Below are 20,217 nucleotides of genomic sequence, written 5' to 3' on the forward strand. Positions count from 1 at the left end.
GAATGGATAATGTAATCTGAACTAAAAGAGCCTTATACCTTAAAATAGAGGCTAGACTCTTTATTTGAATCTACGAAGGCAACGTATTTTATTGTCCAATTGTAGCCGGAATTTTATACCAGAACAATTGACCGATTTCGTAGCCTGGCGTTTCTACTTCTAAGTAGTACCATTTGCCTGCTTCAAGTTCTTTACCTAAAGTGTACTGACCATCATTTGCCGACTTTATCTTATGACCATTGCTGTCACGTAAAACCATTTTTAACCACGCACTCGGATACTTATCTCCTTCAAGTTTAAAATCAACCCACTTGGTTTCAAAAACCTTGAATTTGTAAACGTCGTAGGTGTCATAGTATCTTCCATCAATAAGTTCTCCAATGCTTCCATATATATTATCACCTAAAAAAATTTCGCTTGCTTCTTCAAAGCTATTATTAGGCTCTCTGTCAGTCCCATTCCAGATAGCTGGATAGATTCCTTTTGCAATGCGGGTGCTGCTTCTTGAGCAGATGCAACGGCGGTGGATGTGCTTAATAGAAGTGCAAGACCTAGTGTAGAAAAAACTGCCTTTTTCATTTAATAATCTCTTCCCTTCTTATATTTTGGGATTTAAACGAATATATATAACCAATTACATCCATTATTATATATTGAATCCCAATAAAATGGAATAAAAATGGAACTATAAACAAAAATATATATTTTTTTGTCACAATTATGCGTTTTTACAAATTTATTCACTAAACTTCAATTAAGAGTTAGCCAACTTACTGTATACTATAAAATCCCGTCTTAATATGCTGTCGTGAAAAGGGGCATCCTATTTTAGGAGTAACACAAGCTATGTTATACTCCATAATTGGAGGTGAAAAATATATGTTCGATCCGACGGTTTTTGATAATTTAAAAGTGGCCATGGAAAATACAGTATACGATCTGGATAATTTGGATTCACGTATTGACATTACACAGCGAATCGACAGATTGGAAATGTCTGTGATGTCACGTGAATTTGCTGTCCAATTCAGACTGAGAGAACACCCGAGTGTGACAGCAGAGATTCAACTAAAGGCGGATTTAAACAACTTGGCTGCGGAAATTTTGGAAATCAAAGATCAAATTCCGGGATGTGTCTTGTTGCTGAGTTTTTACATGGAAATTCGTGAAATTGAGTCACAATGCAGCCAGATTGAAAATATACTGACCGAAATTTGGAAGCCCGATCTTCGACCGGTACAAACGCTTAGTCAGATTTACGGAGAGAAGACATCTACATACCAAAATAGGATTGAACTCCGATTTTCCAGACAAATTAACGAAGATCAGATGGAAGACATTCCAGAGCTGTTGGAACACATATTGCTGACGCTTATGGAATTAAACAAGGTCTAAAGGGTTAGAGCCCTAATGCAAATGACATTAGTAGACCAACAAGTTAACGTTAGAGGAGTTGAAAGTATAAATGAATGAACTTGAATTCTCTCAAGTATATGCGATTATGGAGGCTTCTTTTCCTGAAACGGAATGCAGGACATTCGAGTCACAGAGGGCTCTGCTTCATCATCCATGTTATCGTTTACTTACCCAAAAGGACGAACAAGGGCAAACAATTGCTTTTTTGGCGGGATGGGAGTTTACAGATTTTCGGTTTGTAGAGCATATTGCCGTAGATTCGGCTATACGAGGTGGCGGGTTAGGTAAAGAGCTTATGAGCAAGTTTATTTCACAGTCCGGTAAACCGGTAGTACTGGAGGTTGAGCCACCAGTGGATGAATGGACCCGGAGAAGAATTGGTTTTTATGAACGTTTGGGATTTCATCTGAACCATTTTGACTATGTACAGCCTCCTTTAAGAGAAGGACAGGCTGATCTGCGGCTTCAAATAATGAGCTATCCAGGTGCGCTGGCTGAACAGGATTTTGCTCCGTTTAAAGAGATTCTATATGCCGAGGTTTATGGCTTAAATAGGAGACTAGACACTTAGTTGTAATAGATAAAAGTAAAAGGCTCTGCTTACGCCGTATTTCTACGGGAGCAGAGCCTTTGTACTACTAGGCTAAAGGTGCTAGGTGCTTCATTATCATTCATGTTTTGTCCATACCATTACAAATTCTTTCTCGTCAGTTTCGGCATCAACAGATTCCGCTTGAATGGTAAATCCATTTTTAGTATAGAAGCTAAATGCTTTCGTGTTCGACTGGTATACCTTTAATTGAATCTCATTATGTTGCTTCTTCACCCAATCTAGTAGTAACTTGCCATAGCCTTTTCTTTGAGAACCAACACGTATAAACAGAGCCGCCAAGTATCCATCCAACATGGAGACGAAGCCGCCAATGCTATGATCATCTTGTATGATAACGTAGTTTTGAGCGAGAGGAAGGTACCTGTTTTCCATCTCGGTAACTTGTGATGCCCAATACTGCGGAGCAATAAAATGATGGGCTTCTATGGAAGCATCTAGCCAGATGGCTGCCAACTCGTTGAACTCTTCCACATTTGCGGGTCTAATCGACATCGTATCTCCTCTTTCACAGTGCAGTATGTAATCTTATAGATGATGCTGAAATAAAAAAGACCGTCCGAGGACGGTCTTTCTACCCGTGGCGCTTATTTAAAGCTTTGATCCGTATCCCGCGCCTCCGTCAACTCTGTAAATTAGAGAATAACGGACCGGGTAAGGGATACGCTCAACATGTGATTATTGATGTTGACGCACCTCCTTTCCTGATGGACCCATTTTACCATATCTGGTTTGTGATATCCAGTGATTTTCTTATATTTACGGAAATGATTCATAGAAAATATAATATAAAAATAGCTTGATTTTATGTTCTATGGAAGATATAATCTAAATTACCGTGATTGAAAACATCGGTGTGAATACATAATATGCGGTCGTGGCGGAATTGGCAGACGCGCACGGTTCAGGTCCGTGTGGGCTAACCCCCCGTGGAGGTTCGAGTCCTCTCGACCGCATCATAGCCTAACATTTACAGGTTCTTGGATTGGCTGGATGCCACCAAGAGCCTGTTTTTATATGGTTAAGATGCGTGTACCATTATAACTATTTTATTTATACTGAAATATATATTTAATATAGTCCTTTGCACTCTGATTAATGTCTTCGTCGCTTGCTTGAAACGAGGCTCCGAAGACAGCGAAATAGGGTAATGTTATGGCGCCAACATGCACTGCGCTTGCCTTAAAAGGTGCTATAACTTCATCTACAGTAAAAGAAACGGAACCAGTAGGTAAGTAATTTTCTTTTTTATCGCCAATGGACATGGCTATCCCTAGCTTCTTTCCTTTTAACTTATCACCCTTTGAACCATAAGCCCATCCATGGGTAAAAACATCATCGAACCACTTTTTTAATAAAGGAGGGTAACTATACCAATACAAAGGGAATTGAAATATGACATTATCGTATGCTTCAAGTAGCTGTTGTTCTTTCAAAACATCAATGCTCCAGTTTGGATACTCTTTATAAATCTCATGAATTGTAATTTCATTGGTATATTGAAGTAATTCTCGTTTCCATCTGTTATTTACTCTAGAATCTTCGATATTGGGATGAGCTAAAATCACAAGAGTTTTCATCATAAATCACCTTTCTTACGTAACATATTTGCCTTTGTAGATGCTCTATTATTATTCTGTATGCTTCAAAAAAAGTAAATACACACAATAAAGTAAGATAGTTACTTGAAAGTATGCATTGGACTTAAAGTGAAGATATGCGATTATAGAATTAATTAGATAAACTTTGTTATTTTTAGCGTTGAAGAGGTGGTACTATGAAACAATATAATTTAGGCATAGAAGCAACACTTGAGATCATCGGAGGTAAATGGAAATCATTAATCATATGTTTATTAATGTCTGGTAGAAAAAGGACAAGTGAATTACAGCGTAGTATTTCAGGCATTTCTCAAAAGGTTCTTATACAGCAACTTCGCGAACTTGAAAAGGATGGTATCATAGGTAGACATGTGTATAATCAAATGCCTCCAAAAGTGGAGTATTATATAACGGAATATGGAATTACAGCAAATGAAATTATTGACTTAATGTGTTCTTGGGGAAGGGCTAATATCCAAATAAGACAACAGCAAGGAGAAGATGTGATGTTGTTAGAAAATGATTCAAAATGAATAGTGGAGTAAAAAAGCGTTGCAGACTATGATGTTTACGGTAGTTTTCTTCGGCTGTCTTCAAGTGTTATGTGTTGAGCCGCAAGCTGATTTGCTATATAGTTATGACTGGACAACCATTACATCCATATTAAATGAATGCTAAAGTAGGGGGACCCTTGCAATGATTATTAAACCGAAAATCCGTGGTTTTATATGTACGACTGCACATCCTGCAGGATGCGCGGCTCATGTTAACCGTCAGATCAACTACATCAAAGAAAGCACATCAATACAAGGAGCTAAAAAGGTGCTTGTGATCGGAGCATCTACTGGATACGGGCTGGCTTCTCGTATTGCTGCGAGCTTCGGTCTGGGAGCGGACACCATAGGGGTATCCTATGAACGTCCTGCATCAGAGGGGCGCACGGCTTCAGCAGGCTGGTATAATACGGTAGCCTTTGAAAGAGCGGCCAGAGCAGCTGGCTACATAGCAGAAAGCATTAATGGAGATGCTTTTTCTCATGAAATTAAGCAGGCGACGTTGAAGCTGGTAAAGGAAAAGCTGGGCAAGGTAGACCTGATTGTATATAGTGTCGCTTCACCGCGACGGACACATCCCGAAACGGGTGAGACCTTTAATTCCGTTCTCAAGCCTATCGGACAGTCTTTTTCTAATAAAACAGTGAATACGAATACAGGTGTCGTATCAGAAATTACGCTAGAACCGGCTACGCAGGAGGAAATTGAGAACACCATTACGGTAATGGGTGGCGAAGATTGGTCCTTGTGGCTGAAAGCGTTGGAAGAAGCTGATCTGCTGGCTGAAGGGGTAACCACACTGGCTTACTCGTATATTGGTCCCGAAATTACGGAGGCTATCTATCGTAAAGGAACCATTGGCCAAGCTAAAAATGATTTGGAAGCTACAGCACATACTTTAACAAGGCAATTGGAGCGTTATCATGGAAAAGCTTACGTTTCTGTGAATAAAGCTTTGGTTACACAATCCAGTTCGGCTATTCCAGTCGTACCTTTGTATATTTCTTTGCTGTTTAAGGTCATGAAGGAAAAGGGACTGCACGAGGGATGTATTGAGCAGGCACAACGTCTGTTCGAGACGCTATACAGTGGGTCCACTGTGGAAACGGATGAAGAAGGACGCATCCGTCTGGATAACTGGGAAATGAGAGACGATGTGCAGCAGGCTGTCAAAGCAGCTTGGTCCGAAATCACTACAGAAAATGTATCTGAATTAGGCGATCTCGAACAATACCGTCTGGATTTCCTTCAATTATTTGGATTCGGGTTTGATGAAATTGATTATGAATTAGATGTTAATCCAGAGGTTGATACAACTTTATAAGTGAATATTTGTAAAACAAAAACGGGTACTCTCAAGCGATGCAATTGCTTAAGAGACCCGTTTTTTATGTATATTGGCAAAAAAACAAGTTGCACTCGTTTCACTAACAGCATTTATCGAGAATTAGACGTGGAAAGTGACTTACGGTGCAGCAAGCGAAAAACGGCAATGGTAATGACAATCCCCGCAACGCCAAAGACTGCAACAGAAGTCAGTGCCCGATAAGCTTGCCAGCCGAACAAAAAAGCAATACCACTGCCAAACGTTGTACCTGCCAGTAACCCAAGTGCACAGGCAATATCCGTTCCAAATTTCATAAACATGTTCCTTTCGAATATATAAATTAAAAAGTAACTTGTACTTTTTCGCTGGACTTGGACACACACTTGTGCGTACAATTAAATAGTAATCGTTTTCAAACGGAATCTATTAATCATTATGGATCATTCTTGTGCAAATTATTCCTTTTTCAGGAGGCTGATGAAATGAATATGAATGAGCAGATCAAGCTGTGGAACGAAGAGGCGCAGGCTAGTAACGCTGATCATCCTCACCGAAAGGTTGAATTGTTTATTGAGGTACGGGATGGAGCACTGGAGTCTGTTGTTCCTTATCTGAACCAACAGGATTATCGTCATGTAACTCTGGTAGAAGATGAGCATACTTCGGCGGCGGCTGGAAAAAAAGTAGCTGAGCTGATTCGTGAGGCAGGTTTGACAGTTGATGTAGTCCGCTTACCTCCGAATGCTGTAGGGGATGTGATTGCTGATGAAACCTACATTATGAAAGTGCTGCTGGGTGTGGCGGATAATAGTCAGGCTGTACTTGCTGTAGGCTCCGGCACGATTCATGATCTGGTTCGCTTCGTATGTTATAAAATGAATCGTCCGTTCTTGTCAGTTCCGACGGCTGCTTCGGTGGATGGTTTTACCTCCGCAGGCGCACCACTAATTGTGGACGGCAGCAAGCAGACATTCCAAGCAGTTCCGCCAGAGGCGATCTTTGCTGATTTGTCCGTGCTGGCAAATGCGCCACAGACGATGACTGCGGCCGGTTTTGGCGATATGCTCGGTAAGTTCACCTCACTAGCGGACTGGCATGTTTCCAGAGATTTGGGAAACGAGCCATATTCACCTGTGGCTAATCGCATTACTGAGGAGGCTCTGCGTGACTGTGTAGAGCATGTCGACGAGATTGCGGCAGGCAGCAAGGCTGGTGTCGAGGTATTGATGAATGCGCTGATTGCATCTGGTATTTCGATGCTGATGATAGATCATTCCCGTCCAGCGTCAGGGGGAGAGCACCATATTTCCCACCGAATTGAAATGGATTTTATTGCAGAGGGACGCAAGCAAGTTTTGCATGGTGCCAAAGTAGGCGTAGCATCCGCATTGCTGTCTGACCTGTACAGGGATTTAGCAGCCAGTCAGGATGTAGAGGCTTTTAAGGTGTATCGGGCTTTGCCTACGTCGGAGCAGATGCGTGCATGGCTGGCTCAGGTCGGAGGCCCATCTACCATTGCCGAGCTGGGGGTTACGGAGGAACAGCTTGCGCGTGCATTGCGCACGGCCCATACCTTGCGTGATCGCTATACTGGACTCAAGTATATGAATGAACATCAATTGCTTCGTTCGTAATGTGTAACATCTACACAAATTGTCCTTAGATATTCGGCCAGTTATGTGTGGCAAGGAAGGGATAAGCGAATGGGTTTACACCTCCGGCAGCAATACGACGATATCCTGTTCCTGTAACATTTGTATGTACAAATGAACGGTATGCTATAATCGTGGAATATGAACAGGTACACGATATTGCAAGTACGGAGGAAATTATGGCGCCCAAATATATACAAGTTAAACAAGAAATTTTGTCCTGGATTCATTCATCTAAACTGGAACCACAAAGCCAGCTTCCATCTGAGCATGAAATGTCTGAACAATTTGCCGTTAGTCGGCAAACGGTGCGTCAGGCGCTGGGTGAGCTGGTGCAGGAAGGCTGGCTGTTTCGGATGCAGGGCAAGGGAACCTTTGTCGCGACACGGGACAGCAAGCAGCCCGAAGATCCAAAGACGATTGGAGTCGTTACAACCTATATATCGGATTATATTTTCCCATCCATTGTACAGGGAATTGAATCCAAATTGAGTCGCCAGGGATACAAGATGCTGCTGTCAAGCACAGGTAATGACCCTGAGCAAGAAAGTCAGTGCCTAGAAATGCTGTTAAGTCAACCGCTGAGCGGAATTATTATTGAACCGACCAAAAGTGGAGAGCGTAACCCCAATCTGAACTATTATTTAACCGTGGAAAATCGCCAAATCCCTTATTTGATGATCAATGCGCGTTATGAGGAAATGGATGCGCCATGTCTGCGAGTAGATGATGAAAAGGGTGGTTTTTTGGCGGCCGAGCATCTGATTAAGCTGGGACACCGACGCTTGGCCGGATTTTTCAAAACCGATGATATGCAAGGAATTCTTCGTATGAAAGGATTTGTGGCTGCTCACCGCAAATATGGAGTGACATTACACCCGAACGCAGTAACGACTTACCGGACAGAAGAAAAAAATGAGATTCCGCTACAACGTGCGTCGAGGCTGCTGGCGATGGAGGCGGGAGAGCGTCCTACTGGATGGGTGACCTATAATGATGAGTTGGCTGTTCGACTCCTGGATATTGTACGTTCGGCGGGCCTGAACATTCCCAATGATCTATCGCTGGTTGGGTTTGATGATTCATTTTTGGCGACAGCAACGGAAATCAAGCTAACGACAATTCGACATCCAAAGGAAGAATTGGGGTTACGTGCTGCCGATACCATGCTGTCGATGATTGAAGAGAAGGGGTACCATGAAGAAGATCGTCAGTTAATTCTACCGCCTGAGCTCATCGTTCGTGAATCTACGGGGCCTGTTCAGGTAATGCCTGGAGAAAACTAGGCAGGGAGATCAGTCTTAACATGTAAGGACAAGTTAGTAAGTGTACAGCTTCAACGCTTAATATTTGATGGGCATGTTTTTCGCCATACCGAACAGTCTGTTTTCTGGATTGCAGAAATAGACTGTTTTTGCTATGTTTTTTCTGAAAATGAGTACATAAATCTATCGAGAAAATACATAAAAAAGACTAGCTAAGTTGTACGTACAAGCATATAATGAAAGCGGAACCAAGGATAAAGGGTCGTTAAGACCTTCCTGTAATTTTCCATTTGAAGTTAGTTTCAGTCACCTCCTCCATTGCAGATTTCAGAAATGATAGTAAAAGGTGTGTTTTATACATATTAGAACAATTGAAAAAGGAAGTATGGGAGGCCAATTTGGCTCTTCCAAGGAGTGGCCTATGAAGAACTGAAAGCGGAGCAACTGGTTGTACTGATTCTACAAGGCGATATTGTCGAGGTTGACCTTCGGCCTTCGTCAGATACGCCTACACATCATCTGGCACTATACCGTTCTTTCGTTCGGAATCCAGAATTCACCTTAGTGGATCTGGCGCTGCTGGGTAAGCATTTTCTGCGCAAGCATGGGGCGAACGCTTATGATGGTCAACGATAAAGGAGGAGGCACACAAATGAGCAAGTATACAATTGGTGTCGATTATGGAACGGAGTCTGGCCGTGCGGTCATTGTTGACCTGTCTGACGGAGCTGAAATTGCTACACATGTAACACTTTACCGTCATGGAGTTATTGATGAAGTATTGCCTGGTAGCAGACGCAAGTTGGATATGGATTGGGCGCTGGAACATCCGGCTGATTATATTGAAGTGCTGACTATTTCTATACCTGCCGTTATGAAGGAGACTGGCATTTCTCCAGACGATATCATCGGGATCGGAATTGATTTTACAGCATGCACGATGCTGCCGATCGACGCGCAAGGACAACCGTTGTGCTTTGACGAGAACCTAAAAGATAACCCGCATAGTTGGGTGAAACTGTGGAAGCATCATGCAGCACAGGATGAAGCGGACCGTTTAAATGCCATTGCCTCGCAGCGAGGAGAGGCCTTTCTGCCCCGCTATGGAGGGAAAATTTCTTCCGAATGGATGATCGCAAAAATTTGGCAAATTCTGAACGAGGCACCGGACATTTATAATCAAACAGACCGCTTTGTAGAAGCGACCGACTGGGTAATTTCCCAGCTCAGCGGGGAACTGAAACGTAATCAGTGTACAGCTGGCTACAAGTCTATTTACCATCATCGCGATGGTTATCCGGATCGTGAATTTTTCAGAGCGCTCGATCCGCGTCTAGATAATTTGACGGATACGAAGCTGCGCGGTGAGATTTATGAATTGGGTGCCCGTGCGGGTGGATTAACAGAGGAGATGGCTGCAAAACTCGGACTGAACCCGGGAACGGCAGTAGCGGTAGGCAATGTGGATGCTCATGCGGCTGTTCCGGCAGTAGGCGTCGTCACACCAGGCAAGCTGGTGATGGCGATGGGAACTTCCATTTGCCATATGCTCCTCGGTGAGGAAGAAAAAGAAGTAGAAGGTATGTGTGGCGTTGTAGAGAACGGAATTATTCCGGGCTATTACGGGTATGAGGCTGGACAATCGGCGGTAGGAGACATTTTCGCATGGTTTGTGGAACATGCTGTTCCGGGCGAAGTGAAGGAGCAGGCAGCTGCGGAAGGTGTGAACGTCCATGTATGGCTGGAGCGTAAAGCGGCTGAATATAAACCGGGCGAAACCGGATTGCTGGCACTCGACTGGTGGAACGGTAACCGTTCTTTGTTGGTTGACACCAACCTGACGGGGCTGATTGTCGGATATACGTTGCTGACGAAGCCAGAGGAAGTGTATCGTACATTGCTGGAAGCAACTGCGTTCGGAACACGTAAAATTATCGATGCATTCCATCATAACGGCGTGCCAGTAGACGTATTGTATACGTGCGGTGGATTGCCGCAGAAAAATCGTCTTTTGATGCAAATTTATGCTGACGTAACCGGACGGGAAATTAAGGTCGCTGCTTCTACCCAAACTCCTGCGTTGGGTGCAGCCATGTTCGCAGCAGTGGCTGCGGGAGCTGAAGCTGGAGGGTACGACGATATCGTCGTAGCAGCGCGTCATATGGCGCGTGTACGGGACGAGAGCTTCAAGCCGATCCCTGAGAACGCGGCCGTGTATGATAAGCTGTACGAGGAATACAGCCGTCTTCACGACTACTTTGGACGTGGAGGCAATCCGATGATGAAAAAGCTAAAGTCCATCAAGGAAGAAGCCAAACGTTCAACTGAAACGGCAAGCATTCATTCTTAAAAAGCTGACAAAATATAAGCAAGAAGTATTTAAAGGTCTGTTATCTAAAAAGCACAGTGCGCCGAGGAATCGGCAGACTGTGCTTTTTTGCATTTTTATATTCTGTGAATTACATGATGTGAAAGTCTCAGCGGATGAAAGATGGTAATGCGTTCCTTTCAAAGACTTTCATGAAAATTACAACTATTTCTCTTTTACGGACATTTTTACTTTTTCAGCATGGCATCAGCAAACAAAATGGATTTTGGAATACGGAAAAACTGTTCCGCCTGATCCTGGAAGGTTTGCGAAGGAACGGTACCCTGATGCAACCATTTCCGAAATGTACCGGGGTGAACACCAATCCAATGACTCACATCGGTCACCGAAATATCATGTACCATGCATAGACCCGCCAAGATCCGATTTTTAACCGGAGAACGAGTCACAGTCCGTTTCATAAAACGGGACGGCGCTGGTTGACAGATGAGTGGTGAACGCCGGACAACCTCTTCATTAAATAGAATATGGTGCGGATAACCAAGTGTATTACACGTCTTTTCCAGATTAGTGTTGCCGGGAATGCGACCTTCATATACCCACGCACTGACACTACGGGAGGAAATGGAAAGCTCCTCGGCAAGTTGGGACAGTTTAATGTCATTAGCCATCAAAACGGCAAGCAAAACGCGATTGCGCACTTGACAGCGTGTTGGTTTACGAAAACGTTTGACACGCACACCTTTTCCCAAATATTTGCGATTGATCAGAGACCACGCCTGAATGGAATGTTTATCTTGTTGTTTAGGCATATACCCTCCGATTTTTTTTAACCACATACTACTATACCCGAAGGGGGGTTTGCAAGTGACTCCTCTCCTGATTTTCTTTTAATCCCATGGGCTTAACCGGTTTATGGAAAATAAGGTCCATTTGGCCTATAAAAATGGAAGTTTAAGGTGTCGATATATTAAAATGTGACATTATTAATGGAAATGGAGGTAATATGTTCTTCTCTTACGATTGTAAGGATGTACAGAGAGAAAAGTGGGTTTTTGCAGCCCAACATGCAATTTTTTTGACGAGAGAAAGGGAGGTTATACAGTTAGATGATTTGTAAAAAGGTAATGGTATGGTTTCTGACGGCACTTTTGGCAACGAACACTTTGCTGTGCTTGCCTAGTGTGGCAGGAGCGGAAAAACAAGATTTAAAGGACGGAATGCAACTGGACCAAGCAGATTTGGTACAGAAGGAACAGGAGATCACTAATGAAACAGTTTCTTTTGATCCGCCAACTTCTGTAACAAACAGCGTTTATAATGCACTCATGATGAGCTTGGCGGCAACGGTGGAGTATACGTCAATCGTTATCGAACCTGGGGAAACCTATGAATTCGAGAATACAGATACGATCAGTAAGTCCATATATAGCAACGCTTCTCAATCAAAAGGCATTTTGTACGATAGTGTAAGTTACAAAGAGGACGGAGACATCAGCACTGTCCATATGGACTATGGCATTAGCCCCATTGGTGTTCCTGGGGGAGGCACAGCGTTTATTACGAATACAGGAACAGCAGCATTAACCGTAAAAGTAACGGACGTCTTCACCTACAGTACATCGGAGGACCCGGCACTAGAGCGAGTTACGGTCTCTAAAAATGAAAGCTATCGGATTGTGAATGAAGGATGGACTGCCCGTTCGATTCAGCATGATGGGTCAAATGCGGACAATCGCCGTTTTGATTACGCAAAATACAAGGCAGACGGAACTTTATCCGCATCTGATCTCAATAGCATTGCTCATCCCTCTTTGGGTGATGGCGAGGAACTGATTATTACAGGTTCCACTGCCAATGCGGTGACCTTCGGATTTCCATACGGCAAATACAGTATAGAAAGCACCGGCGAGCCGGCTTATGCGCGGGTTACCCTAAATCAGGGGGAAAGCTACCAATTTATCAATGTGGGAACCCGATTGGATACGGTGGAAAGTGACGGTACATCTAAAGATAAACTTGACTATGTTGTTTATCTGGCAAACGGAACAGAGGCTTCACGCGGCAGTGGCACTACGGCGAAGCCGCAGATTGCTGTGGACAGATACGCGGTAATTACCCAGGTCACTGCCAATCCGGTTACATACGGGGCTCCATATCGCAATTTTATTGCTCGTCCTGTGGGTGGTGATGCAATCAGCCGTGTGGAGCTTGAGGTGGGCAAGAGCTACATTTTCCACAATAATGGTACGCTAATGAATCCGATCTACAATAACTCCAAAAAGGTAGGAAGCTTGTTCGACTATGCTATTTACAAGCCGGATGGAACGGTAAATTCCTCTGGTTTTAACAGCCAGTCTGGTCCCATGATCCCGCCTTCGGGATATGCCATTGTGACTGTGATCGGTCCGAGTCCTATTATCTTTGACTATACAGATGATTTTTCCTGGGAAACGAGTAGCTATCCTGCTTTCTTGCGGGTAACACTTTCGAAAGGTGAAAGTTATGCTTTTACCAATATTAGTGATCATTTGAGGAATCTGCACAGCACTGCCAGTACCGTTAAAGGAAAATATGATGTGGTTCTGTACAAAGCAGATGGTACAGAGCAATCCAGGCGCAATACCGGGAACTCAACCTTTTTGGTTGGTGCAGGTAAAAAGGCCAGTGTGACGGTAACCAGTGACACGCCAATCACGTTTGGTGGTATCTATCGGAGCTTTAAGGCCAGCGAAGATGATAATGGTATCGGGCAAACGACGCTGGAGCCAGGGGATTCGTATATTTTCCGCAATCATGATAGCAAATCGAATTCATTGCGGCATGACAAAAGTAGTGGAAGTGCACGCTTTGATTCGGCAAGCTATCGAGGGCTTCGTTTACTGACATCAGATCATTTCAACAATACAGTGGACCCAGAGATTGTTGCAGGCGGTGAAGCCATTGTCACCAATGTATCCGATCGGCCAATCACCTTTAGTTACAGCAGTAAGGTAGAGGCTATGCTTAACGCACAGGCAGCCTTCCATCGAATTACATTGAAACGCGGTGAAAGCCGGAAATTTATCAATGTAAGCACTTTGGACAAGGCTCTGGATGTCATTTCAGTCAGCGGTATGAAGTGGAATTACATGAATTACAAGGCAGACGGTACGGTGTACAGTCAGGCCAGTGATACGACTCAATTGCCGTTGGTACAGGCTGGTGGATATGCCATTGTAACGACGGTTTCGGATGTGCCAGTGACTTATGGAGCTGTGTTAGGAATATTCGACGTTGAGGATGCTCAGGTGCCGACAGGCAATCAAGTCACTGTCAAGCAGGGAGAAAGCTATGTATTCCATAATACTGGTTCACAGGCTTCCTCATTAACGACAGATGCTTCAAACGAAAGCCGCCTCTACGACTATGCCATATATGAAGAAGGTAGCGGTGTAAATTCCAAGGTGGATAGAGCAGGTATGGATGCTTCTCTACCTGAAATCTCACTTGGAGCCGGAGGTACGCTCGTTGTGACTGTCACTTCGCCGCAAGCCGTGACCTTTCATTTCAAGAATGAAATTAAAGCGGAGCCAAGCACAGAACCGGCGTTGTTAAAAACGTCTTTGTCTGGCGGCAAGCAGGAGATATGGATCAATCGCGGAAGTCAGGAGGCCCCTATCGTGACGAATGCGAAGGCGGCTGGTGGAACGTATCAATATACCGTTACGGATCAGGCTGGAAAAGTGATTCGTGAACATAAAGAGGCGATAGATAATCAACAGGAAGTGCCAGCTAATGCAAATATTCATCTTGCCGTAGCTGCAGCTGCTCCTGCTGTTAACTTTGGAGCGCCTTATCGTGTGTTTGCTGTAAAAAATAACGATGACAGCAAGCTGGACGAGCTAATTGAGCTCATAGATAAAGAAGCTGACTTTACGGCAGGTCAGCAAGGAAAATATCGTTTTACACCCAAAGAAGACGGGATTTACCGTTTTGCGGTGAAGGAGAAATCCAACTTTGCTGCGCAGCAACCCATTGTAAGCTTGTTTACGGACCCTGATTTTAGTAACCAGCTTGTCTCTTCAACAGAGCAAGCACAAATATATGGTTGGGATTACACGGTCTTAGAGTATGAGATGAAGGCAGGCCAAACGATTTATGTGAAGTTGACAGAAACCAATAGCGGCGCATTACAAACCGTAATTAAGGCAGCACATATGGCGCTTGGTAAGGATACTTCATATGAATATGGAAAAGGGAACCGACTGAATAAAGTTATTTTGTTCACCGGTGATCAAATTCAACTGGATTATGACTTAAACGGAAACGTCATTAGACGGACGAAGAAGGTATTTCCTTTTACAGATTAAAAGGATGTCTTTGCTTCGAAAAAACATAACAGATAGTTAGATGTACAGGCATTATTAAATAGGGGTGAGCGAGTGTTTAAACGTTATATTTGTAGTCTACTATGTATGGCAATGTTGCTGGGTCCATGGAGCACATGGGCATATGGAGAAGAAGGGCACGGAGAGGCGGCAGCTTCTCAGTCTTCTTCGTCTTCCACTCCACAGATTATTACCAGAGCATGGCTTGCGCAGCAAACTGGTAAAGATCAGGCTTGGGTCAATGCACAGTTATCCAAAGGCTATACTTTATATGATATTTATAAAGCTTGGCAAAAAGATGGTGGAGAAAATTCATTACCGGAGCAAAGTCCAAGCTTGTGGGTACAGCAGAATGGGCTGACATTGAGCACAAATGCAAAGGCGGAACCGTCTGATGAGTCGGCTGAGCTGAAGGAAGGTGAAAAGCCCACTCAGGCCGCCCAGGATGAAAGGGCAACTCAACAACCGCTAGATAAGGAAGAGGATAAAGCGCCGGCTCCAGACACGACTGAGATGGATATACCATCCATCCCCCGAGTAAATGATTCCGTATATGCTCCGACTCCAGGAGAAAACGGACTGATCGGGAAGGATTTACTTAAACAAAGTTTGTTGCAGGTATCTGCTACAACAGATGTGTATGCTCCTTTTGATCAGGCGGCGCTTGCACAAAGCAGGTTGAGTGATGATGCTTCACGTTATGGGCTGAATTACGGTGACAACGGTGTATCCACCGCTTATGGACAGCTTGTCGTGCAAAATACGGACTTGGTGCTGCCGGGTTCATTACCCTTCGCACTGACTCGTGTGTATAACAGTTCATTGGCAAATAACCAGATTGGTGTGCAGCAAAATGAAGGGTTGTATACAAACACCAGTGCCATCCGCGAGGAGGAAGCAGCTTCTGGTCTGGGAAGAGGCTGGAAGTGGGATCTTCCTCATATACAGAAACAGGATGGTAAGCGGTATTTGTATATGCCGGGAACAGGCTCCTATGAAATGAAAAATGATTTGCAGCTTGAAGGATATGCATACAAAGATCTGAAGATCAGTACAGATCAAAGCGCAAGCGTGCAGGGAGTAAGCAGTGCATACAAAATAGCAGTGCTGAATGGAAACGACTATTTTCTGGATCAGGACGGTTATTTGATTTTAATCCAGGATGCGTATAAGAATCGGGTGGAATTTGACTATACAAGTTCTGGTGGAGCAAAGCTCATTCGTTCGATTCGAAATAATGATGGCAGAGAGCTTGACTTCACTTACAATGCTGGACAGCTTGTTGTTAAAGAGCAGGGTACAGACCATCAGTACACTTATCGTCAAAGTGGCGAGGGAAGCAGCAAGGTGCTGTCAGAAGTGTTGGATTCTCTTTCCAGAAGCACAAGCTATGCGTATACATTCATGGACGCTCCTTTTAATGTGGTCGTAGATGGTGAAGGAAAGACTGGAGCCCTACAGCAAAATGCATCGGCGTTGCTTACACGAATTGTACGACCTACTTCATCGATCACAGACATTCGTTATGAAGCATTTAACAAGCAGATAGGTGTATACGGTACACAAGGCGTGTTCAAGGTGGTTTCACGCGCTGATATGTACAGTACAACCGCAGGCAATCGTTATTTAAATAAAATTGATTTCACCTATTCCGGGGAAGATCTAGCCAACTATGGGAAAAACGCTGAATGGACGGTAGTTGCCAAAGGGACACGTACAGCGGAAACCTTCCATTTCGGTAAAGTCTTTAGAGGAGATAACGTACCGGACAAGCTTGTTCTAAACAGCTATGATCAAGAGGGAGATTCTACCGGCTATCATATAGATTACACGTATAATGATGCCATGGACTGGAATTTGCCTGTGCAAATGCGAGAGTCCTATACGGAGGGAGGTTCTTCATCAGAACCTGTAACGACCTCCTATGACTACAATGAATATGGCCTTCCTTTGAAAATATCCCAAAGTACGGGATCGGAGACTGTTCATACGTATAAAACCTCTAGTGAGCCTTTTTTCTGGGTTCAACCTACCCAGACGGTTACTAAAATAAGTGAAGGAAAAACTGGAACGACAGTTCGAACTTATAAAGCAGAGGGCGCATTGTATGAACTGAAAAACTATGAAGGTACAGAGCAAGGGAAGCTTTTATCACATACCTATACTTTTTACAATGCAAAAGGGAATGTAAGTGGTCAGAAAGTTCTTATTGATGACAGAAACTATACGGATGTTTCTATTGATTATAAGTCTCCCTATGGTTCTCAGCTCCCAACAAGGCAGCTTTTGCCTAAAGGTGTTGAGTACACGTATGACTACTATCCGACTGGAGAAATCAAGTCCCAAACAGATGCCAAGCGCAAAACAGAGTCCTATGTATATGATTCTTTGGGACGTGTAACAAAGGTTACTTATCCAGATGGAACTCAAACCGTCGTGGTGTACAAGGATGATACGAATGATGTCACTGTCACCGGACCCGATGGTATCAGCGCCGAAAGATTGTATAATCCGTTCGGGCAAATGCTCCAGCAGCAAGTGGGTGATGCAATCTATGGTTATAGTTATGATGAGAATGGGGATTTGGTAGAAAGCACGGATGCCGAACAAGCAACCACTCGCTATGCCTATGATGCCTTTGGACGACCTGTGAAGACGACCTATGCGGATGGCACAACAGATACCGTGACGTATAACGCGGTGGATCGTACTGTCACTCAGACGGATGTGTCCGGTTATCGTGTGCGTGAAGTATCAGATGCTTTAGGTCGTGTGACTTCCACACAAGAAGCTAAAAATGGATCATTTCAGCCGCTGGAATCGTTAGCTTATAATTATGCGGGTATGGTCACTAGCCGTACAGACGGTAATGGTCAACGCACGCTCTATGATTACGATGCTTTGGGACAAATGACCTCGGTCACTGATCCATCCGGACAGCAGGTCAGCTATGTGTATGATCTAGCCGGAAATTTGAAGACCGTTCAGTTTCCAGATGGGCAAAAAAATGTGTATTCATATGATGAGTTGGGCAGACGTACGTTACTTGAGAAATCAAGCGGAGGAACTACGTTAAATATTTACGATACGGATGGAACTATCTCCCGTATGTTGACAGGAAAATCGGATGCCATTACCTTTCAATATAACACTGACGGATTAGTTACCGAAGCGGCAGGTCCCGATTTTAAAACCAATTATACCTATGACAGCGCAGGACGAAGAAAAAGCATGACAGATGGTCAGGGAACGACCACCTATGCCTATGATCCATCAGATGGGTCGTTGACTGGGCTGAAGTACCCTGATGGTACGCACATCAGCTATGAATACAACAAGCAGTCTCGTACAGGCTATGTGCTAACAGATGCTGCTGGCACGTCTATGCATGTTCAATCCAAGCTGGACAGTGTGGGCCGAGTTACCCAAATGGACATTAGCGCTGGGACCGGTGTGGCAAATGTACAGAGTTTGGGAGAAGCGAGTGCTGCTGCGGGTGGATCACTAGATAGCATGACGTTTGATTATGCTCCTAATGGTTTGCTAAAAGGTCAGTCTTCGAGCAGAGGACTGAGTACACGATTCAGCTATAACGGACTGGATTTATCCGGGGTTACGGTGGAGCAAGGCGGTACGGCGCTACACCAATTTGGTTATGAACGGGATGGGAATAAAAACATCATCGGACGTACACAAAACGGAACAACAGACCAGTTTGGATATGACCCGTCAAATCGGATTGCCAGCGAAGCCGCTGGTGAAAAAAATAAGACCTATGGCTACGATCCGAATGGAAACCGAAGCGCTGAAAGCAGTGGCAAAGTGTTCGGCATGAAAAATGCTGAATATACGTATGATTCTGTCAGCCGTCTGACAAAGGTGACCGGTGAAGGCAAAGAGGTCGGGTACAGCTATAACGGAGACGGTCTACTGTACGAGCGTACAGAGGGCGGCAAAACGACTCGGTATTACTATGACGAAGAAGCGAAGCTGATTGCGGAAGCCGAGGTCCAAGGTGGAACAGCCAAGATCACTTACGCTTACGTGTATGACTTGTCCGGTCAACTGTGGGCCAGACAAGACAAGGTAAGCGGGCAGTTGCAATATTATCAGCTCAACGGTCACGGTGATGTAGTAGGCCTAAGTGATAGTTCGGGCAAGGAATTGAATAGCTACAGCTACGATATCTGGGGCGGCCCGGAGAAGGTCAAAGAGACCGTTCCGAATGTGCTGCGCTATGCTGGCGAGTATTGGGACGATACGACCGGACTCCAGTACCTGCGGGCTCGCTGGTATGATCCAGGCACAGCCCGTTTTATGGGCGAGGATACGTATCAGGGAGAGATGAGCGATCCGCAAAGCTTGAACGGGTATGCGTATGCAGCCAATAATCCACTATTCTATGTGGATCCGAGTGGGCATCTGTATTCAGTACCGGACATAGAAAATTTGTTGGGATATTCTAAGCAGTTTACTCCAAATGATGCGGCCTATTGGTTAGCGCGTGAAAAATTGGGAACAATCTTTGGACCAATATATGGAGAAGCTAATAACAATCGCTATAAGTATCTATTTGGGATGATGACCCGGACTGGGTCATATGGGAATACATCAGGTAATGCAAGTTGGGCTCAAAGCCAGCTTCTTGCAGATTATACCAAATGGCGAAGGGACGTAGGAATATCCAATGGACTAGCCGCTCTGAGTCCGGGATCTAAAGGCGTGGCAGGGAAACTTAGCAAAACTATTGGGGCTGCTAAAGGTGCTAAAGGAGGTCTTGTCAAACCGGAAGCAGCCGTAAATGGGAGTAAAAAACACGGTGTGAATTGGAAAGAAGGTCCGGCCCGAGCCAAAAACGAAGGGAAACCTCAAGGTCAGTGGAATAAGGCTGATTTAGATTATGCTACAGAGAAGGCGAACACATTAAAACCTGGTGAAAATGGATATTTTGATTTGCCATCAGGTTCAAAATCCATTATACACTTGCCCGATGGAACAACAGTTCCAGCTACAAAAATGTGGGTTCGAAATAATGGCACGGGAACTTGGCATGGGTATCCTATGCCCTAAAAAATAAGAGGAGGTCAAGAATT

Annotated in this window: 15 protein-coding genes, 1 tRNA gene and 1 pseudogene; 11 read left to right on the plus strand and 6 right to left on the minus strand. The window is 44.3% G+C overall.

Annotation, left to right across the window (positions count from 1 at the left end; all coding sequences use genetic code 11):
- Nucleotides 1–88: 88 nt before the first annotated feature.
- On the minus strand, nt 89–259 hold the full coding sequence (locus tag ACUUJN_RS08735) for a hypothetical protein (RefSeq protein WP_279831274.1): 171 nt from the start codon (nt 257–259) through the stop codon (nt 89–91).
- Nucleotides 260–402: 143 nt separating this feature from the next.
- Entirely contained in the window at nt 403–579 is a 177-nt protein-coding gene (locus ACUUJN_RS08740) for a hypothetical protein (protein ID WP_279831273.1), read from the minus strand.
- Nucleotides 580–879: 300 nt separating this feature from the next.
- On the opposite strand from ACUUJN_RS08740, the gene ACUUJN_RS08745 reads away from it, so the two are divergent.
- Both ACUUJN_RS08745 and ACUUJN_RS08750 read left to right on the plus strand, forming a co-directional pair.
- The gene (locus ACUUJN_RS08745; RefSeq protein WP_279832190.1) at nt 880–1,395 is read left to right on the plus strand and encodes a hypothetical protein; all 516 of its coding nucleotides are present in this window, start codon (nt 880–882) and stop codon (nt 1,393–1,395) included.
- A gap of 70 nt (nt 1,396–1,465) precedes the next feature.
- On the plus strand, nt 1,466–1,987 hold the full coding sequence (locus ACUUJN_RS08750; protein ID WP_342419889.1) for a GNAT family N-acetyltransferase: 522 nt from the start codon (nt 1,466–1,468) through the stop codon (nt 1,985–1,987).
- A gap of 96 nt (nt 1,988–2,083) precedes the next feature.
- Here ACUUJN_RS08750 and ACUUJN_RS08755 read toward each other — a convergent pair whose 3' ends face one another.
- Nucleotides 2,084–2,521 (minus strand): N-acetyltransferase, encoded by a 438-nt coding sequence (locus ACUUJN_RS08755; protein ID WP_279831269.1) that lies wholly within the window; start codon nt 2,519–2,521, stop codon nt 2,084–2,086.
- A gap of 376 nt (nt 2,522–2,897) precedes the next feature.
- Between ACUUJN_RS08755 and ACUUJN_RS08760 the strand changes: the two genes are divergently transcribed.
- Nucleotides 2,898–2,982: transfer RNA gene (locus ACUUJN_RS08760), tRNA-Leu, on the plus strand.
- Between the two features lie 93 nt (nt 2,983–3,075).
- On the opposite strand, the gene ACUUJN_RS08765 is transcribed toward ACUUJN_RS08760, so the two are convergent.
- The gene (locus tag ACUUJN_RS08765) at nt 3,076–3,606 is read right to left on the minus strand and encodes an NAD(P)H-dependent oxidoreductase (RefSeq protein ID WP_279832189.1); all 531 of its coding nucleotides are present in this window, start codon (nt 3,604–3,606) and stop codon (nt 3,076–3,078) included.
- 197 nt (nt 3,607–3,803) lie between these two features.
- Here ACUUJN_RS08765 and ACUUJN_RS08770 point away from each other — a divergent pair, with 197 nt between their 5' ends.
- Together ACUUJN_RS08770 and fabV are read left to right on the plus strand one after the other, a co-directional pair.
- Nucleotides 3,804–4,160 (plus strand): winged helix-turn-helix transcriptional regulator, encoded by a 357-nt coding sequence (locus ACUUJN_RS08770; RefSeq protein WP_069079881.1) that lies wholly within the window; start codon nt 3,804–3,806, stop codon nt 4,158–4,160.
- A gap of 163 nt (nt 4,161–4,323) precedes the next feature.
- On the plus strand, nt 4,324–5,505 hold the full coding sequence (gene fabV / locus ACUUJN_RS08775; RefSeq protein ID WP_279831264.1) for an enoyl-ACP reductase FabV: 1,182 nt from the start codon (nt 4,324–4,326) through the stop codon (nt 5,503–5,505).
- A gap of 113 nt (nt 5,506–5,618) precedes the next feature.
- On the opposite strand, the gene ACUUJN_RS08780 is transcribed toward fabV, so the two are convergent.
- The gene (locus ACUUJN_RS08780; protein WP_023987976.1) at nt 5,619–5,822 is read right to left on the minus strand and encodes a hypothetical protein; all 204 of its coding nucleotides are present in this window, start codon (nt 5,820–5,822) and stop codon (nt 5,619–5,621) included.
- Between the two features lie 168 nt (nt 5,823–5,990).
- Between ACUUJN_RS08780 and ACUUJN_RS08785 the strand changes: the two genes are divergently transcribed.
- The 4 genes and pseudogenes from ACUUJN_RS08785 to ACUUJN_RS08800 all read left to right on the plus strand — a co-directional run bounded on the left by ACUUJN_RS08785 (nt 5,991) and on the right by ACUUJN_RS08800 (nt 10,775).
- Nucleotides 5,991–7,142: a sn-glycerol-1-phosphate dehydrogenase gene (locus ACUUJN_RS08785; RefSeq protein WP_341062876.1), complete on the plus strand. Its 1,152-nt coding sequence runs from the start codon at nt 5,991–5,993 to the stop codon at nt 7,140–7,142.
- Between the two features lie 197 nt (nt 7,143–7,339).
- Complete coding sequence (locus ACUUJN_RS08790) at nt 7,340–8,446, plus strand: GntR family transcriptional regulator (RefSeq protein ID WP_053325140.1); 1,107 nt, start codon at nt 7,340–7,342, stop codon at nt 8,444–8,446.
- A 338-nt stretch (nt 8,447–8,784) separates the two neighbouring features.
- A pseudogene (locus ACUUJN_RS08795) lies at nt 8,785–8,965 on the plus strand (class II aldolase/adducin family protein); the annotation flags it as partial.
- A gap of 112 nt (nt 8,966–9,077) precedes the next feature.
- Nucleotides 9,078–10,775, plus strand: a complete 1,698-nt coding sequence (locus ACUUJN_RS08800; RefSeq protein WP_053325142.1) for a ribulokinase — start codon at nt 9,078–9,080, stop codon at nt 10,773–10,775.
- A gap of 206 nt (nt 10,776–10,981) precedes the next feature.
- Here the strand turns inward: ACUUJN_RS08800 and ACUUJN_RS08805 are convergent, their stop codons facing one another.
- Nucleotides 10,982–11,566, minus strand: coding sequence for a helix-turn-helix domain-containing protein (locus tag ACUUJN_RS08805; protein ID WP_007429779.1), 585 nt, complete (start codon nt 11,564–11,566; stop codon nt 10,982–10,984).
- 297 nt (nt 11,567–11,863) lie between these two features.
- On the opposite strand from ACUUJN_RS08805, the gene ACUUJN_RS08810 reads away from it, so the two are divergent.
- Nucleotides 11,864–15,106, plus strand: a complete 3,243-nt coding sequence (locus tag ACUUJN_RS08810; protein WP_341062875.1) for a hypothetical protein — start codon at nt 11,864–11,866, stop codon at nt 15,104–15,106.
- A gap of 72 nt (nt 15,107–15,178) precedes the next feature.
- Complete coding sequence (locus tag ACUUJN_RS08815; protein WP_484669513.1) at nt 15,179–20,194, plus strand: RHS repeat-associated core domain-containing protein; 5,016 nt, start codon at nt 15,179–15,181, stop codon at nt 20,192–20,194.
- The last annotated feature ends 23 nt before the right edge of the window (nt 20,195–20,217 follow it).

It is taken from the genome of Paenibacillus sp. LRG-1 (assembly GCF_057220305.1).

Coding starts and splice junctions, on each gene's coding strand:
- ACUUJN_RS08735 (WP_279831274.1), bottom strand. CDS start 259: ATGGTTTTACGTGACAGCAATGGTCATAAGATAAAGTCGGCAAATGAT.
- ACUUJN_RS08740 (WP_279831273.1), bottom strand. CDS start 579: ATGAAAAAGGCAGTTTTTTCTACACTAGGTCTTGCACTTCTATTAAGC.
- ACUUJN_RS08745 (WP_279832190.1), top strand. CDS start 880: ATGTTCGATCCGACGGTTTTTGATAATTTAAAAGTGGCCATGGAAAAT.
- ACUUJN_RS08750 (WP_342419889.1), top strand. CDS start 1,466: ATGAATGAACTTGAATTCTCTCAAGTATATGCGATTATGGAGGCTTCT.
- ACUUJN_RS08755 (WP_279831269.1), bottom strand. CDS start 2,521: ATGTCGATTAGACCCGCAAATGTGGAAGAGTTCAACGAGTTGGCAGCC.
- ACUUJN_RS08765 (WP_279832189.1), bottom strand. CDS start 3,606: ATGAAAACTCTTGTGATTTTAGCTCATCCCAATATCGAAGATTCTAGA.
- ACUUJN_RS08770 (WP_069079881.1), top strand. CDS start 3,804: ATGAAACAATATAATTTAGGCATAGAAGCAACACTTGAGATCATCGGA.
- fabV (WP_279831264.1), top strand. CDS start 4,324: ATGATTATTAAACCGAAAATCCGTGGTTTTATATGTACGACTGCACAT.
- ACUUJN_RS08780 (WP_023987976.1), bottom strand. CDS start 5,822: ATGAAATTTGGAACGGATATTGCCTGTGCACTTGGGTTACTGGCAGGT.
- ACUUJN_RS08785 (WP_341062876.1), top strand. CDS start 5,991: ATGAATATGAATGAGCAGATCAAGCTGTGGAACGAAGAGGCGCAGGCT.
- ACUUJN_RS08790 (WP_053325140.1), top strand. CDS start 7,340: ATGGCGCCCAAATATATACAAGTTAAACAAGAAATTTTGTCCTGGATT.
- ACUUJN_RS08800 (WP_053325142.1), top strand. CDS start 9,078: ATGAGCAAGTATACAATTGGTGTCGATTATGGAACGGAGTCTGGCCGT.
- ACUUJN_RS08805 (WP_007429779.1), bottom strand. CDS start 11,566: ATGCCTAAACAACAAGATAAACATTCCATTCAGGCGTGGTCTCTGATC.
- ACUUJN_RS08810 (WP_341062875.1), top strand. CDS start 11,864: ATGATTTGTAAAAAGGTAATGGTATGGTTTCTGACGGCACTTTTGGCA.